Raw genomic sequence first — 14602 nt, forward strand, 5'->3', positions numbered from 1 at the left:
ACGCCTCGTTCACTGCTTCCACCACGCCCCGGAGGTGTCCCGCAGCGTGTTGGTGCCGCAGTGCACCTCGCCCATGCCGAGGTGGTAGGTGTCCCAGTCGTCGATGTACGACACCTTCAGCCCGGCGCGGGTGTACGCGGCGGTGACGGCGTCCGTGAAGACGTCCTTGCCGCCGATGACCGGGCCCCACTGCTTCGGGGCCAGGTACCGGTCACGCCCGAGGAGCACGCCGTTGACGGCGCCGGGGACGTACGCGCTGGTCATGACGGTCTCCTGACCGCCGGGGCCCGCGGCGCGCTCGCCCCCGGGCCGCCCCTCGCGCGGGATGCGCTTCTGCTGGCCGTACTCGTCGACCGCGTCGGGCACCTCGCCCGCGCCCAGCCGCTTCAGGCGCGGCACGCGCTCGCCGCGCTCGCCCTCCTCCGTGGCCTCCGCCTCCGTGCCGCGCGTGTAGAGCGCGGGGACGCGGACGACCTCGGCGTCGGTGACGCCGGTCTCGCGCTTGAGCGTCTCCAGGTTCGCCGCGATGCGCCGCGCGGCCATCGTGTTGTCGGCCACCAGCCACTTGGAGGCGAGCGCCTGCTCGATGGTCTCCTTCGGCGCGGGCAGGTCCGGGCTCCCCGGCACCGAGAACATCCGGGTCTTGCCGTGCCCGGCGTCCCGCGCGTCGCGCAGCAGCTTCAGCCCCGCCTCGGGGTCGGCGACGGCGATGGTCCAGCCGCGCGCGGTGCCCGGCGCCGGGAGGAACTGCACGAACTCGTCGACGTGGCCCACGTGCAGCCACGAGGTGTCCAGCAGCAGCGGATCCTGGAAGCCCTGCGACGCCAGCAGCGTGCGCATCGCGAGCGCCGGCTTGGAGCCGTTGTCCTTGCGCTCGCCCATGATGATGCGCCCGGCCGGGAAGGAGCGCCCGCCCTGCGCGTACGGCGGGATGGTCTCCAGGTTGCCCATGGAGTTGAGGGTCCACTCCTCCTCGTCGCGGACCCCCGAGACCTGGACGACGCCGACGCCCTTGCCCCGCAGCTTCTCGAACAGCTCCCGCCCGGACTCGCGGTCCGGCTGGGCCGAGCGCAGCATCACGCGGATCACCTGGCGCCCTCCGCCGGGCGCGGTCATGCTGACGTATCCGGGCTCGACGAAGTCCTGGGCCCAGATGTCCTGGTACTTGTCGAAGGTGACGACCGGCTTGGCGATCCCCGCCGCCTTCGCCTCCTTCGCCAGCCCCGCCACGAAGGTCTGCTGGCTGCGCGCGAACGGGTCGTCGCCGGGGACCTTGGTGACCAGCATCTGCTGGGCGTTCTGGAGGTGGTGGTGGGTGAGCAGCGGCGCCACGCGCAGCGTGATGTCGTCCGAGGTGCTCTTCTTGCCGGTGGTGACGGTGAGGCGCAGGACGGCGCGGCCGCCCCAACGGGTGTTGTCGCGGATCACGTCGGTGGCCTCGACGCCGAACTCGACCCCGGCGCGCAGCTCGGGCGCGGTCAGCCGGGTCGTGGCCGTCACCCGAACCCAGGCGGTGCCGCGCTTGACGAAGACGCGGGTGTTCTTGGCGCCGCTGACGACGCTCAGGGTGCCGGTCGCGCCGTTGGGCACCTGCCGCATGGGCGCGGACCGCACGCGCGCGAGGTCGGCGGCGTCGGCGGTGCCGTTCACGACGGTGTCGGCGGCGTCGTTGCAGGCGGCGAGCTTGGCGTCGGACAGCGGCTTGCCGCCGGGCCCGCTGGTCGCGCAGCGCTTGGTGTCGTCGTCGATGTTCGGCAGGACGACCGCGCCCCGGGCGGCGGTCCAGGTGTCCTCCCCGGCGTTGTCGCTCGCCCCGGTGACGTCCACCCGGCCGTCCCGGTTCACGTCCGCCCGCAGGTCGGCCCGGGACGGGGCCTCCGCCGCGAACACCGGCGCGGCGAGGGCGACGGGCGCCAGTACGGCGCCGATGACGGATATGGCGAGGCTCGCGCGTCTCGCGTGGCTCGTACGCACCATGCGTCCTTCCATGGGGGATGGCTTGTCGAGCCGGAAGAGGACGCACAGGGCCGGTGCGTTGCCTGAGATCGCCGGGTCTGGCCGGTTCCGACCGGAGGATGACCAGAGGATCCGCCTCGGGCACGATGACGGATCCCGACGCGCTGCTCTACGAGGTCGCCGGCCGGACCACCTTCACGCTGAAGCCGTACGACTTGAGGGCGCCCGCGAGGGCGATGAACATCAGGCTGTAGTGCTCCTGCCCCCGGGCGGTCCCGATGCCGCCGAGGTCGAGCAGCGCCTCCGGCGGCCAGCCCAGGTCGTGCAGCAGTCCGCTGACCGTGCGCTTGGCGTCGGCGTCGTCACCGGAGAGGAAGAGGGTGCTCGGCCCCTCCAGCGAGTCGGGCGCGATCATGACCGTCGAGTCGATGGTGCACAGCGTCTTGACGACCCTGGCCTCGGGAAACGTCCGCTGGATCTCCTCGCCGAGGCTCTCCACGAGGTGGGAGAGGCTGTTGTCCTCCCGGAACCCGACCGCCACGTCGAGCACCACCTTCCCCGCGAGGGCCGATGCCCCGACCGTCTCCAGCAGCGGCACGGACGCCGTGCCCGGCGTCGCGTTGACCACCACCTCGGCGGCCGCGACCGCCCCGGCCGGGTCCGCGACCGCGACCTCCCCGCCCACCGCGGTCACCAGTTCCGCCCGCAGCTCCGCGTCGTCCGCCCGTCGCGAACCGAACACGACGTCGTGGCCTGCCGCGGCCCATCCCGCGGCAAGTGCCTTGCCTACATTGCCTGTTCCGAGAACCCCGATCTTCATGGCGTCGACGCTACGGCGGGCCCGTCCCCAGAGCGTCGGCCTTCCGACCGGTCCGCGTTACCCCATCGGCCCTACGCCGGAGGGTCCGCCGAGAGCGATGGGGGGCGTACGACTGACCGTCCGCCCCAGTGCGGCGGCCGCCCGCGCGAACGTGGCCGCGTCGACGACGGCCGCGCCGCCGGGGTCGTTGTTGAAGTACACGTACACGTCCTCTTCGTCCGTCCAGGCGTCCGCGATGCGCCGCGCCCACGACGCGAGCGCCTGGCGCCCGTAGCGCGGCGGCGGATCGGCGAGACCGGCGTGGAAGCGTACGTACCCCCAGGGCGCCGTCCGCCACAGCGGCGTCACGGGCCTGGACAACCGGTCGGCCCAGCAGAGCGCGGCGCCGTACCGCTCCAGCACTCCCCGCAGCGCGGGCTCGTCCCGCCACCAGGACTCATGGCGCAGCTCGACGGCCACCCGTACGCCGCCGGGGAAGCGGCGCAGGCACGCGTCGAGCAGCTCCACGTCCGCCTGGAGGTTCGGCGGCAGCTGCACCAGTACGGGCCCCATCCGCTCCCCGAGCCCCGCCGCCCGCCCGAGGAGCCGCGCCACCGGCTCCTCGGGCTCCCGCAGCCGCTTGATGTGGGTGAGGTACCGGCTGGCCTTGACCGCCATGACGAACCCCTGCGGCGTCCGCTCCCGCCAGGAGCCGAAGACCTCCGTGCTGGGCAGCCGGTAGAAGGCGTTGTTGTTCTCGACGGTGGCGAAGTGGCGCGCGTACTCCTCCAGCCACAGCCGCTGCGGCAGCTTGTCGGGGTAGAGGACGCCGCGCCAGTCCTTGTACTGCCACCCCGAGGTTCCGACGAGCAGGGCCATGTCCCATCCCTGCCCGCCCGGCCCCGCTCCCTATCGGGTCCCTATCGCCCGCACTCCACCCAGAGCAGCTTCCCGGGCCTCCCGTGCAGCCCGCCCTGCAACTCGTAGGCCCCCCAGTTGTCGGCACACCTCTGCACGAGCTGCAGCCCGCGCCCGCGCTCGTCGTCCTCACGGGGGCTGGGCGCGGCTGCCCCTCTGAAGGGCGCCGGAATGTGCGGATTGGCGTCCCACACACTGAGCCTCAGCCGTACGGGCTCCTCGAGCGCGCGCAGACGCAGGGTGTAGGGCTCGGCGGAGTACCGGTGCGCGTTGGTGACGAGCTCACTGGCGAGCAGCTCGGCGGTGTCGAGGAGCCCGGCCATGCCGTGCGTGGCGAGGACGGTACGCAGGGTGTGGCGGGCCACGCGCGGGGCGCGGGGATCATGCGGGAGGTGGAGGGTGTAGGCCCAGGACGGCGATACGGTTGCCATGGAAGTCTCCGATCACGGAGGTGAGTTGGTTGGTGCCTGGTGGCTCTGTCGCCCCGTCGGGCGGTGCGCTTCCAGGTGGTAGGCCCGGCTTAGAGACTAGAACCTTCGCAAGGATTCCTTAAGCCCGCAGCAAAGAATCCGTGCATAGTTCAGTCGTGTGGGTGACCGCCCAACGAGCCCGTCGAACCGAGGAGTTGCGAGATGGCGAGCAGGCCCGCCCCCTCAGCCCGCCGCATGCGCCTGGGTGCCGAGCTGCGGAAACTGCGGGAACGCGCCGGTATGACGTCCACCGAAGCGGCACGCCTGGTCGGTACCAGTCCAGGGCAACTGAGCAACATCGAGACCGCCCGCTTCGGCGCCAGCCCGGACCGCGTCCGTGCCATGGCGCGCATTTACGACTGCGCGGACCAGGCGTTCATCGACGCGCTCGCGGACATGGCCGCCGACCGGAAACGCGGCTGGTGGGAGGAGTACCGGGAAACGCTGCCCGTGGGCATGCTCGACCTCGCCGAGCTGGAACACCACGCGCGCTCCCTGCGCACCGCGTACACGGCCCACATCCCGGGCCTGCTCCAGACTCCCGAGCACGCCCGCGAGGTCTTCCGCCAGGTCGTTCCCGAACTGTCCCCGCCGGAGATCGAGCACCGGGTCTCACACCGCATCAAGCGCCAGGACGTCATCTACCGAGCGGACCCCGTCCCCTACTCGGCGATCGTCCACGAGGCCGCCCTCCGGATGAAGTTCGGCGGCCCGGCCACGGCCCGGCGCCAGCTGGAGCACCTCCTCGTCATGAGCGAGCACCACCACGTCACGCTCCGGGTGATCTCCTTCGACGCCGGCGCGTTCCCCGGCTCGGGCCAGTCCCTCGCCTACGCCACCGGCCCGGTGCCGCAACTCGACACCGTGCACCTCGACCAGTCGCACGGCCCCGTCCTGCTCGACGCGGAAGCGCAGCTTCAGAAGTACCGCACCCTCCTCGACCGCATGGAGGCCGTCGCGCTGGACGAGCGAGCGTCGCGCGATGTCATCCAGGCGATCGCCAAGGAACTGTGAGAGGACCGGCATGAACGCTGTGAGCACCTGGCAGAAGTCGTCGTACTGCGGCGAGGGCGACGCCTGCATACATGTCGCCTCAACGGCGCAAGGCACCATCGCCCTCAGGGAGAGCGCCGACCCGAGCGGGTCCATATTCACGACCACAGCGGATGGCTTCCGCGAGCTGCTCCGCGCCCTGAGGGCGGGCGGTGACTCCGTACCGGGGTTCGAGTTGTCGTACGGCCCCGGGGACCAGGTCCGCCTGCGCGCGGCGGGCGGCGGCGCGGTCGTGACGACGAGCCGGGCGCGGTGGGACGCCTTCGTGAAGGGCGCGGTGGCGGGCGAGTTCGACCACTTCGCGGAGGAGCGGGGTTCCGGGGCGCGGGCGTCCGCGTGAGGTGAGGGCGCGGGGCCGCCCTGAGACGGGCCCGGGTCGGATAACCGGTGGCCGGTCCAGGCACTGGTGGCAAGATCGCCGCATGCATGTCTTCTCGCACCTGACGCAGCAGGGGACCCTCGCCATACAGCGCATGGACGGATCAGCCGCAGCGCGGGCCGAGGGCGCGTTCAGGCTGGTCTATGCCGAGGCGTTCGCCGAGCCTCCCTACAACGAGACCGAGGACGACGTCGCCGCCGCGTTCCAGCGCTTCCCCTCCCAGGCCGGGCGGCACGGCTTCCTCGCTGCCTTGGCCCGTACCGAGGACGGCGAGCCGGTCGGCATGGCGTACGGCTTCCCGCTCGCGCCCGACACGGGCTGGTGGGACGAACTGGCCGAGCCCGTGCCCGACGACATGCGACGGGAGGACGGGCGCCGCACCTTCGGGCTGATGGAGCTCGCCGTGCGCGACCCGTGGCGCGGGCAGGGCGTCGCGCGGCGTCTGCACGAGACGCTGCTCGACGGCGTGGAGGCCGAGCGGGTGCTGCTGAACGTCCACCCGGGCAGCGAGGCGGCGTCGGCCGCCTACCGGGCGTGGGGGTACCGCAAGGTCGGCGAGGCGCGGCCGTGGGGGACGGGCGCGGACCTCCATGACGTGATGCTGCTCGACCTGCGCTGAAGCAGTGCCCTGCGCGGGCCGTGCGCCGGAACGCGACGAGCCGGGTCAGTCCGAGAAGGGAACGGCATCAGCGGCGGAGGTGTGCCAGTTGGTGACGATCGGCTGGTCGACGACGAACGAGCCGACGTTCAGGGACACCGGGTGCGGGTCGTCGTTGGAGACGGAGACGATGAGGCTGGTCAGCTCCTTGCCGCCATCCTCCTTGGTGGTCTTCGGGTTCACACCGGCGTAGGCGGCGACTCCCTTGCGCAGCGTGATCTCCCCACCCACGGACTGTTCCGCGGGCTTGGCGGCCGTTCCGTCCGATCCGAAGGCCACGACCGGCAGCGCGGCGGGCAGGACGCAGGTGATGCCGGGCTTGGCCGTCGCCTTGATCAGGAAGTAGCCGCCTGCCTGGGACTGGGAGCTCACGCTCCAGGAGATGTCGTTGGTACCGCAGCTCTGCCCGTAGCCGCTCTTGTCCGCGGCCGTGTCGTCGCCGGTCGTACCGGAGCCGGCCGGTGAGCCGCTTCCCGCCGTCCCGCCGCCGGAAGGCTTCGAAGCGCCGGATCCGCTGCTTCCGCCGGCCTTGTTCCCACTCTCGCCGCCGCTGGACGCCGTCGGGCCGGCCTGGCCGGACGGCTTCGACGAGCCTCGCGCCGACGACGTGTCACCGCCCTCGCACGCGGTCATCAGCAGGCCCGCACTGAGTGCGGCGGTGGCGGCAAGAGTGGTGCGCAGACGGCGATTCATCACGGATGTTCCTTCCGGGGCGACAGCTGCGAGGGCGCCAGGTGCTCGGTACGGCGCGTTGACGATCGGGAAGACGTGCCGCTCCCGACCGGCGGTTCATGCCGTCTCACGCCCAGGACGGTCCCGTCACGCGCCTGTGACACAGCTCCGCGGACCCCGGCCGCGGCGGTCCGGTCAATGCTCCGTACGGGAGTCGCGTTGGACACCGCGGAAGGGTCTACGCGCGTCGCTTTTCGCGTCGCCCTAGGGGAAAACACCAGCCGCAACGGCCGCAGTTGGAGCAATGGCCACAACCGTTGAGCAGGGGGCGCAATACCTTCCGACCCGGGGGAGAATTCCGGCCGCACCGTCCAAAAAGCAAGAGGAAACTTCTGTGCGACCAAGATTCTTCGGCGCGACCGCCTCCGTGGCCGCACTCGGACTGCTGGGCTCCCTCGTCACCGCCTGCGGCTCGTCAGGGGGCGGCGACGGGAAGACGACGCTGCGCCTGGTGGCCGCCGAGTACGGGAACAGCCCGTCGACCAGCTCCAAGGCGTACTGGGACAAGCTGACCACCGCCTTCACCGCCGCGCACCCCGGCAAGAAGGTCGAGGTGACGCTCTACCCGTGGGCCGACGTCGACCGCGAGGTCACCCGCATGGTCAAGGAGGGCAACGCCCCGGACGTGGCCCTCATGGGTGCGTACTCCGACTTCGCCGCGCAGGGCCGCCTCTACGCCGCCAGTGAGGTGCTGCCGATCAGGACGGAGGCGAACTTCCTGCCGCCGCTCGCGGAGGCCGGTTCGGTCAACCACACCCTCTACGGCCTGCCCTTCGTGGCCAGCAGTCGGCTGCTCTTCTACAACGAGGAGCTGTTCGACAAGGCCGGGGCGAAGCCGCCGAAGACGTGGTCGGATCTGGAGGAGGCGGCCCGGGCGCTGAAGAGCGAGGGCGTGCGCTTCCCGTACGCGCTGCCGCTCGGCCCCGAGGAGGCGCACGCCGAGGCCCTGATCTGGGAGCTGAGCAACGGCGGCGGGTACGCCGACGACGGCGGTGGCTACAGCATCGCGTCGGAGGAGAACACGCAGACGTTCCGCTGGATCAAGGACAAGCTGGTCGCGCCCGGCCTGACCGGCCCGGTCCCGCCGGCCGAGCTCAACCGGCAGGAGGCCTTCGCGGCCTTCCTGCGCGGCGAGGTCGGCATGCTCAACGGCTACCCCTCGCTCCTCCACGAGGCGCGGGCGAAGGGCATCAAGGTCGGCACCCTGAACATGCCGGTGTCGGACACCCTGGGCGACGGGCGGGTACCGCCGTCGGTCGGCGTCGCCGACTGGATGATGGCGTTCAAGCACGAGGACAACCGCGAACTGGCCGGTGAATTCCTGGAGTTCGTGTACGAGGACAAGAACCTCAACGAGTTCGCCGGGCGCTACCACCTGCTGCCCTCGACGGTGTCCGCGACGCAGACCAACAAGGACGCGGCGGCGGACCCCAGCGGCGAGCAGTTCCTGACCGCGCTGCGCGGTGCCCGGCTCTACCCGGTCAACGAGCCGTCCTGGCTGCAGGTCAGCAACATCATCAAGCGGAACATCGGCAAGGCCGTCGCGCCGTCCGCCGACCCGAAGGCCGTGCTGGAGGACATCGCCCAGCAGGCCCGGGAGGCGGCGAAGCAGTAGGAGGGGTCAGGTCGTACGGCGTCGACCGGACGCCCGGCCGCCCGTCGCCCGCGGAGCGCTCACAAGGCGCGCGGGGCGACGGCCGTCCCCACCCCGTACCCAGGGCTCAGCGGGCCACGAACTGCGTCAGGATGGCCTGGACCTCGTAGATGTCGACGCCCTTGGTGAAGGTCTTCTGGATCGGGGTCGGGCTGCCCGAGACCCAGAGCTTGAGTTCCGCGTCGAGGTCGAAGGTGCCGGCGGTCTCGACGGCGAAGTGGGTGATGCTCCGGTACGGGATCGAGTGGTACTCGACCTTCTTGCCGGTGATGCCCTGCTTGTCGACGAGGATGAGGCGCCGATCCGTGAAGAGGATCGTGTCGCGGATCAGCAGGAACGCGGCGTGCACCTGCTCGCCGTTGCCCAGGAGGCGGGCGTAGTCCTGCTGCGCCGTCGTCGGGTCGATGGTGTGGGCGTTTCCGAACAGCGCCATGACAGGCCCCCCAGATGGTGATGTCGCGTGATCGTCGCACTGTATACCCGGCGCGCCGTTCACAGCAGGGTGCCCACCACCGGCGCGCGCGGGCGGCGGCCCACAGCAAAGTGGTTGCAGAATGGGAGTACATAGTTTTAGGTTGCAACCATGCCCGGTTCTCCCGACGACGCTTCCCCGGAAGCGTTCGCCGACGCCCTCGTCGACTTCGTACGGGCCTTCGGCCTCCTCGACCCCGATCGCACGCCGTGCGGCGCGCCCATGCCGACCGCCGAGGCGCATGCGCTCACCGTGCTGCGCCAAGGGCGGCTCGCCCAGCGCGTGTTGGGAGAGCGGCTGAGTCTGACCAAGTCCACCACCAGCCGGTTGGTGGACCAGCTCGTGGCGCGCGGGTGGGCCGACCGGGCGCCGGATCCCGGCGACGGGCGGGCGCAGCTCGTCGGGCTGACGGAGGAGGGCGTACGGGTCGCCGCCGATGTGGCGCGGCGGCGCGCCGACCGGCTGGGCCGGCTGCTCGACCGGGTGCCCAAGTCCCGGCGTCCCGGCGTGATCCGGGCGCTGCGCCTACTGGAGGAGGCCTCGCATGAGGAGAAGTAGCGTACGTCGGGGCGTGGTTCTCGCCGCCGTCGCGGTCGTGCTGGCCGGCGGCGCCGGGTGTCAGGCCGCGGCCGAGCCGTCCACGCAGGACCGGCAGCGCCAGGTCGCGCGCAACGGCGCCACCGTCATGCCCTTCGACCTGGAGCGGACCACGCACCGCTTCCGACCCGAGCCCCATGGGCTGCTGGAGGAGGTGCGCAGCGACGCACCCGAGGACGCGGAGCAGGTACGGCTGATCCGCGAGCACCTCGCGCACGAGGGAGAGCGCTTCCGCCGGGGCGACTACGGCGATCCCGCCCGCATCCACGGCGCGTCCATGCCGGGGCTCAAGGAGCTCGAGGCGGGCGCCGGGCGCGTCGAGATCACGTACGCCGACCGTCCCGACGGCGCGGCCCTGCGGTTCACGACCACCGACCCCGCCCTCGTCGACGCCCTGCACCGCTGGGCCGCGGCCCAGACCTCCGACCACGGCGACCACGCGGAGCACTGAGCCGGGCCATGAGGACACTCGTCATCGGGGGGTACGGCGCCGTCGGGGCGGCCGCGACGTCCGCGCTCGCGCGGTGGTTTCCGGGGCGCGTGGTCCCCGCCGGCCGCGACGAGGCCCGCGCCCGGCGGCTCGGCGGGGTACGGGTCGATGTGACCGCGCCGCCCGAGACGTTCGTACGGGAGACGCTGGAGCCGCTCGGCGACATCGGCGCGGTCGTCTTCTGCGTCGAGCCGCCGGACGCCGGTATCGCCCGCGCCTGCCTGGAGCGGGGCGTCCACGTCGTCGACGTCGGCGCGAGCCTCCGCCTGCTCGACGCGGTCGCCGCGCTGGACGCCCCGGCGCGGGAGGCCGGCGCCACCGGGGTGCTCAGCGTGGGCGTCGCGCCCGGGCTGACGAACCTGCTGGCCCGCCGCGCCCACGAGGCCGTCGGCGGCGCCGAGCGCCTCGACCTCACGCTGCTCCTCGGCTCCGGCGAACGCCACGGCGTCGACGCCCTGCGCTGGACGCTGGCGAACCTCGCCGAACCGGAACCCGCCGGCGCACGGCCGCTGCGCGTCACGCTGCCCGGCTACGGGGCCGCCCGCACCGCGCACCCGTTCCCCTTCTCGGACCAGTTCACGCTGGTCCGCACCCTCGGCGTCCCGTCGGTCACCACCCGCCTGTGCCTGGACTCGCGGCCGCTGACCGCCGCGCTGTTCGCCCTGCGCCGTACGGGGGCGGTACGGGCGGCGGCGCGACGCCCCGGCGCGCCGCGCGCGATGGCCGCCGCCCTGCACCGCGTACGCCTCGGCGGCGGGGACGGCTTCGCGGTACGCGTCGACGCGCGCGGGCACGGGCCGCACGCGCGGCGGGTGGCGTACGCCCTCACCGGGCGGGAGCAGAGCCGCGTCACCGGGCTCGTGGCCGCCCATGTCGCGCGCGAGCTGCTCACCGGCGGGCCGTCGGCGCCCGGGGTGCACCACATCGAGCAGCTGCCCGCCTTCGCCGGGCTTGTGGAAGCCGTGGCCGCCGATGCCGGTGATCTTGGGGGTGAAACTTCACCAGCTGCGATGATCATGACGATTTGATTGCGGTGGCGGGGATCCGCGTACTTTGCGTCGCCGCAGGTCGTTGCCGGGGGTGTGAGCGGTTTCGAGATGCGGGAGGGCGGCGGCGTGCCCGTCGCCCTCGCCCACGCGCTCCTGCGGGCGTGCGAGCGGTACAAGCGGAGGCTTCCCAGGCTCCCCAAGGTCCCCGGGCTGTCGTTGCGGCTGTCGTACCGGCCGTCATTCCGGGTGTCGGTTCCCGCCGCCTGGCGCACGGTGATGCTCGTGCTGGCCGTCGTCACCATCCTGTGGGGAGCGCTGATGGCCGTCGCGGCCGGGTGAAGCCCGATTGTGGGGTCGGCGGGCCCGGCGTTTGATGGGGAGAGGCAAGGACCGACCGCACCGCCCCCGAACCGCCTCTCCCGAGGAGACCAGCCGTGGATCTCGTACTGCGTCCCGGAAGGCCCGACGACGCCGCCGAATGCGGCCGGATCTGCTACGAGGCCTTCGCCGGAATCGCCCGCGAGCACGACTTCCCGCCCGACTTCCCCAGCGCCGAGATCGGCGTGGGCACCATGGAGATGCTGCTGAACCACCCCGGGTTCTACAGCGTCGTCGCCGAGCTCGACGGCCGGATCGTGGGCAGCAACTTCCTCGACGAGCGCTCCCCGGTCGTCGGCGTCGGTCCCATCACCGTCGACCCGCTGGGGCAGAACGGCGGCGTCGGCCGCCGCCTGATGCGCGACGTCATGGACCGGACCGCCGAGCGCGGCGCCCCCGGCATCCGGCTGCTCCAGAGCGGCTACCACTCCCGCTCGTTCGCGCTGTACGCCGGTCTCGGCTTCCAGTTCCGCGAGACGGTGGCCTGCCTCCAGGGCGCGCCGATCGGCGTCGCCGTGCCCGGCTACCTGGTGCGGCCCGCGCGCGAGGAGGACCGCCCCGCCTGCGACGACCTGTGCCGCCGGGTCCACGGCGTCGACCGCGGCGGCGAACTCGCCGACGCCGTCACCCAGGGCACCGCCCGCGTCGTCGAGCACGAGGGCCGCATCACCGGCTACGCCACCGACCTGGCCTTCTTCGCCCACGCCGTCGGCGAGACGACCGAGGACATCCGCGCGCTCATCGGCGCGGCCGAGGCCTTCGGCGGCCCCGGCATCCTCGTCCCCGCGCGCAACAGCGCGCTTCTCCAGTGGTGCCTGGGGCACAAACTGCGCGTGGTGCAGCTGATGACCCTGATGACCATCGGTCTCTACAACGAACCGGACGGCGCCTACCTCCCCTCCATCCTGTACTGACGGCGCCGACGACGACTCCCGTGTACCGGCGGCGCACCCTCACCAGGCACCCGGCCCGTACGGTCGTCGTGGCCTTCGCCGTCGCCGTCCTCGCAGGCACGGCGCTGCTGGCCCTGCCGCCCGCCACCCAGGACGGCCACGCCACGGACGCCGTCACCGCGCTGTTCACCGCCACCTCCGCCGTGTGCGTGACCGGGCTCGTGGTCGTCGACACCGGCACGTACTGGAGCGGCTTCGGCGAGGGCGTCATCCTGGCGCTCATCCAGGTCGGCGGCTTCGGCATCATGACCCTGGCCTCGCTGCTCGCCCTGCTCGTGTCGGGCCGACTGCGCCTGCGGATGCAGCTGACAGCGGCGGCGGAGACGAAGAGCCTCGGCATCGGCGACGTACGCCGCGTGCTGCTCGGCGTGGCGGTCTCCACGCTCGTCGTGGAGCTGGCGATCGGGGCCGTCCTGGCCCTGCGGCTGCGGTTCGGGTACGACCGGGGCGTCGGCGACGCGGTGTACTCGGGGTTCTTCCACGCGGTGTCAGCGTTCAACAACGCGGGGTTCGGGCTGCACGCCGACAACCTCACGCCGTACGCCCGCGATCCGTGGGTGACGCTGCCCGTCGCGGCCGCCGTCATCCTCGGCGGCCTCGGCTTCCCGGTGCTGCTGGAGGTGGCGCGCCACCGCCGCCGGCGGCGTACGACGGGGCGGCGCCGCTGGTCGCTGCACACCAAGCTGACGCTGCTCACCACGGCCCTGCTGCTGGTCGTCGGTACGGTGCTGACCTGCCTGCTGGAGTGGGACAACCCCGCGACGCTGGGGCCGCTCGACACGGGCGAGCGGGTGCTGAACGGCTTCTTCCACTCCGCGATGACCCGCACCGCGGGCTTCAACGCCCTCGACATCGGCGGCCTGAGTGCCTCCACGCTGCTGCTGAGCTGCATGCTGATGTTCATCGGCGGCGGCAGCGCGGGCACCGCCGGGGGCATCAAGGTGACCACCTTCGCGGTGCTCGGCGTGGCGATGCTCGCCGAGGTGCGCGGCGAGCCGCACTCCGAGGCGATGGGCCGCCGGCTCGCCCCGCACACGCTGCGCCAGGCGCTGACCGTGGCGCTGCTGGGCGTGGGGCTGGTCGTCGCCTCGGCGCTGGCCCTGGAGTCGCTGCATGCGGCGCCGCTGGAGGCGGTGCTCTTCGAGGCGGTGTCGGCGTTCGCGACCGTCGGGCTGACCACGGGCATCACGGCGGACTTCTCGACCCCGGGCCGGCTCATTCTCATCATGCTCATGTTCGTGGGGCGGCTCGGGCCCATCACGCTCGTCTCGGCCCTCGCCCTGCGCGAGCGCACCCGCCGCTACCAGCTACCGGAGGAGCGACCCGTCATTGGCTGACCACCGGCACTTCCTGCACCGGCGCCGACGGCGCCGCGAACGGCTCGGCACGCGCGACACCGCCGAAGCCCGGCACACCGCCGGGGCGGACCGGCGTCCGCCCGGGCCGCCGCGCGACCAGCGCGTGGCCGTGATCGGCCTCGGCCGCTTCGGCAGCTCGCTCGCGCACGAGCTGACGCGGCGCGGCTGGGACGTCCTCGGCGTCGACACCGACCCGCACCTGGTCCAGCAGCACAGCGACACCCTCACCCACGCCGCCGTCGCCGACTGCACCGACCCCGAGGTGCTGCACCAGCTCGGCATGGACGAGTTCCCCAGCGCGGTCGTCGCCATCGGCACCGACGTCGAGGCGAGCATCCTGGTGACCTCCAACCTCCTGGACGTCGGCGTGCCCAACCTGTGGGCCAAGGCGATCAGCCGCCTGCACGGCAAGATCCTCGAACGGCTCGGCGCCCACCATGTGGTGCTGCCGGAGCACGAGATGGGCGAGCGCGTCGCCCACCTCGTCACGGGTCGGATGCTCGACTTCATCCAGTTCGACGACGACTACGCGCTCGTCAAGACCGTGGCCCCCGCCGGCGCCACCGGGATCCCGCTGGGCGAGAGCCAGGTGCGCAGCCGGTACGGCGTCACGGTCGTCGGCATCAAGCGTCCGGGGCAGGACTTCACGTACGCCACCGCCGAGACGGTCATGGAGCGCGGCGACGTCATCGTCGTCACCGGCCGTACGCAGGCGGTGGAGACCTTCGCGGAACTGAGCTGAGCTG

General features: G+C 72.4%; 17 protein-coding genes. 11 read left to right on the top strand and 6 right to left on the bottom strand.

Annotation, left to right across the window (positions count from 1 at the left end; genetic code table 11):
* Positions 1–9: 9 nt before the first annotated feature.
* The 4 genes from ACIRNI_RS04905 to ACIRNI_RS04920 all read right to left on the bottom strand — a co-directional run bounded on the left by ACIRNI_RS04905 (position 10) and on the right by ACIRNI_RS04920 (position 4104).
* Entirely contained in the window at positions 10–1977 is a 1968-nt protein-coding gene (locus tag ACIRNI_RS04905) for a protein-arginine deiminase domain-containing protein (RefSeq protein ID WP_403548353.1), read from the bottom strand.
* 148 nt (positions 1978–2125) lie between these two features.
* A complete protein-coding gene (locus tag ACIRNI_RS04910; RefSeq protein WP_403548355.1) occupies positions 2126–2776 on the bottom strand; it encodes an NADPH-dependent F420 reductase in 651 nt (216 codons plus the stop codon).
* A gap of 57 nt (positions 2777–2833) precedes the next feature.
* The gene (locus ACIRNI_RS04915; RefSeq protein WP_403548357.1) at positions 2834–3634 is read right to left on the bottom strand and encodes a DUF72 domain-containing protein; all 801 of its coding nucleotides are present in this window, start codon (positions 3632–3634) and stop codon (positions 2834–2836) included.
* Between the two features lie 41 nt (positions 3635–3675).
* A complete protein-coding gene (locus ACIRNI_RS04920) occupies positions 3676–4104 on the bottom strand; it encodes an ATP-binding protein (RefSeq protein WP_403548359.1) in 429 nt (142 codons plus the stop codon).
* Positions 4105–4305: 201 nt separating this feature from the next.
* Between ACIRNI_RS04920 and ACIRNI_RS04925 the strand changes: the two genes are divergently transcribed.
* From ACIRNI_RS04925 to ACIRNI_RS04935, 3 genes are all read left to right on the top strand, one after another.
* Positions 4306–5157, top strand: a complete 852-nt coding sequence (locus tag ACIRNI_RS04925; protein ID WP_403548361.1) for a helix-turn-helix domain-containing protein — start codon at positions 4306–4308, stop codon at positions 5155–5157.
* A 10-nt stretch (positions 5158–5167) separates the two neighbouring features.
* Positions 5168–5536, top strand: coding sequence for a DUF397 domain-containing protein (locus ACIRNI_RS04930; protein ID WP_403548363.1), 369 nt, complete (start codon positions 5168–5170; stop codon positions 5534–5536).
* Between the two features lie 133 nt (positions 5537–5669).
* On the top strand, positions 5670–6194 hold the full coding sequence (locus tag ACIRNI_RS04935; protein WP_403548822.1) for a GNAT family N-acetyltransferase: 525 nt from the start codon (positions 5670–5672) through the stop codon (positions 6192–6194).
* A 45-nt stretch (positions 6195–6239) separates the two neighbouring features.
* Here ACIRNI_RS04935 and ACIRNI_RS04940 read toward each other — a convergent pair whose 3' ends face one another.
* The gene (locus ACIRNI_RS04940; RefSeq protein WP_403548365.1) at positions 6240–6926 is read right to left on the bottom strand and encodes a DUF4232 domain-containing protein; all 687 of its coding nucleotides are present in this window, start codon (positions 6924–6926) and stop codon (positions 6240–6242) included.
* A 373-nt stretch (positions 6927–7299) separates the two neighbouring features.
* On the opposite strand from ACIRNI_RS04940, the gene ACIRNI_RS04945 reads away from it, so the two are divergent.
* A complete protein-coding gene (locus ACIRNI_RS04945) occupies positions 7300–8580 on the top strand; it encodes an extracellular solute-binding protein (RefSeq protein WP_403548367.1) in 1281 nt (426 codons plus the stop codon).
* Positions 8581–8686: 106 nt separating this feature from the next.
* Here ACIRNI_RS04945 and ACIRNI_RS04950 read toward each other — a convergent pair whose 3' ends face one another.
* Positions 8687–9052, bottom strand: coding sequence for a PH domain-containing protein (locus ACIRNI_RS04950; RefSeq protein ID WP_355363645.1), 366 nt, complete (start codon positions 9050–9052; stop codon positions 8687–8689).
* Between the two features lie 150 nt (positions 9053–9202).
* On the opposite strand from ACIRNI_RS04950, the gene ACIRNI_RS04955 reads away from it, so the two are divergent.
* From ACIRNI_RS04955 to ACIRNI_RS04985, 7 genes are all read left to right on the top strand, one after another.
* Positions 9203–9649, top strand: coding sequence for a MarR family winged helix-turn-helix transcriptional regulator (locus ACIRNI_RS04955; protein WP_403548369.1), 447 nt, complete (start codon positions 9203–9205; stop codon positions 9647–9649).
* Positions 9636–10139 carry an aspartate carbamoyltransferase gene (locus ACIRNI_RS04960; RefSeq protein ID WP_403548371.1) on the top strand — a complete coding sequence of 168 codons (504 nt, stop codon included), beginning with the start codon at positions 9636–9638 and terminating at the stop codon, positions 10137–10139. Before ACIRNI_RS04955 ends, ACIRNI_RS04960 begins: the two co-directional genes overlap by 14 nt.
* An 8-nt stretch (positions 10140–10147) precedes the next feature.
* On the top strand, positions 10148–11206 hold the full coding sequence (locus ACIRNI_RS04965) for a saccharopine dehydrogenase family protein (RefSeq protein ID WP_403548373.1): 1059 nt from the start codon (positions 10148–10150) through the stop codon (positions 11204–11206).
* 54 nt (positions 11207–11260) lie between these two features.
* Entirely contained in the window at positions 11261–11506 is a 246-nt protein-coding gene (locus ACIRNI_RS04970) for a hypothetical protein (protein ID WP_403548375.1), read from the top strand.
* Between the two features lie 95 nt (positions 11507–11601).
* A complete protein-coding gene (locus ACIRNI_RS04975) occupies positions 11602–12459 on the top strand; it encodes a GNAT family N-acetyltransferase (RefSeq protein ID WP_403548377.1) in 858 nt (285 codons plus the stop codon).
* 20 nt (positions 12460–12479) lie between these two features.
* Entirely contained in the window at positions 12480–13835 is a 1356-nt protein-coding gene (locus ACIRNI_RS04980; RefSeq protein ID WP_403548379.1) for a TrkH family potassium uptake protein, read from the top strand.
* Positions 13828–14598: a potassium channel family protein gene (locus ACIRNI_RS04985; RefSeq protein WP_403548381.1), complete on the top strand. Its 771-nt coding sequence runs from the start codon at positions 13828–13830 to the stop codon at positions 14596–14598. The genes ACIRNI_RS04980 and ACIRNI_RS04985 overlap by 8 nt, the downstream gene beginning before the upstream one ends.
* Positions 14599–14602 lie beyond the last annotated feature (4 nt).

The organism is Streptomyces sp. NPDC093546 (genome assembly GCF_044765045.1).
Classification (GTDB): domain Bacteria; phylum Actinomycetota; class Actinomycetes; order Streptomycetales; family Streptomycetaceae; genus Streptomyces.

Coding starts and splice junctions, on each gene's coding strand:
- ACIRNI_RS04905 (WP_403548353.1), bottom strand. CDS start 1,977: ATGGTGCGTACGAGCCACGCGAGACGCGCGAGCCTCGCCATATCCGTC.
- ACIRNI_RS04910 (WP_403548355.1), bottom strand. CDS start 2,776: ATGAAGATCGGGGTTCTCGGAACAGGCAATGTAGGCAAGGCACTTGCC.
- ACIRNI_RS04915 (WP_403548357.1), bottom strand. CDS start 3,634: ATGGCCCTGCTCGTCGGAACCTCGGGGTGGCAGTACAAGGACTGGCGC.
- ACIRNI_RS04920 (WP_403548359.1), bottom strand. CDS start 4,104: ATGGCAACCGTATCGCCGTCCTGGGCCTACACCCTCCACCTCCCGCAT.
- ACIRNI_RS04925 (WP_403548361.1), top strand. CDS start 4,306: ATGGCGAGCAGGCCCGCCCCCTCAGCCCGCCGCATGCGCCTGGGTGCC.
- ACIRNI_RS04930 (WP_403548363.1), top strand. CDS start 5,168: ATGAACGCTGTGAGCACCTGGCAGAAGTCGTCGTACTGCGGCGAGGGC.
- ACIRNI_RS04935 (WP_403548822.1), top strand. CDS start 5,670: ATGGACGGATCAGCCGCAGCGCGGGCCGAGGGCGCGTTCAGGCTGGTC.
- ACIRNI_RS04940 (WP_403548365.1), bottom strand. CDS start 6,926: ATGAATCGCCGTCTGCGCACCACTCTTGCCGCCACCGCCGCACTCAGT.
- ACIRNI_RS04950 (WP_355363645.1), bottom strand. CDS start 9,052: ATGGCGCTGTTCGGAAACGCCCACACCATCGACCCGACGACGGCGCAG.
- ACIRNI_RS04955 (WP_403548369.1), top strand. CDS start 9,203: ATGCCCGGTTCTCCCGACGACGCTTCCCCGGAAGCGTTCGCCGACGCC.
- ACIRNI_RS04960 (WP_403548371.1), top strand. CDS start 9,636: ATGAGGAGAAGTAGCGTACGTCGGGGCGTGGTTCTCGCCGCCGTCGCG.
- ACIRNI_RS04965 (WP_403548373.1), top strand. CDS start 10,148: ATGAGGACACTCGTCATCGGGGGGTACGGCGCCGTCGGGGCGGCCGCG.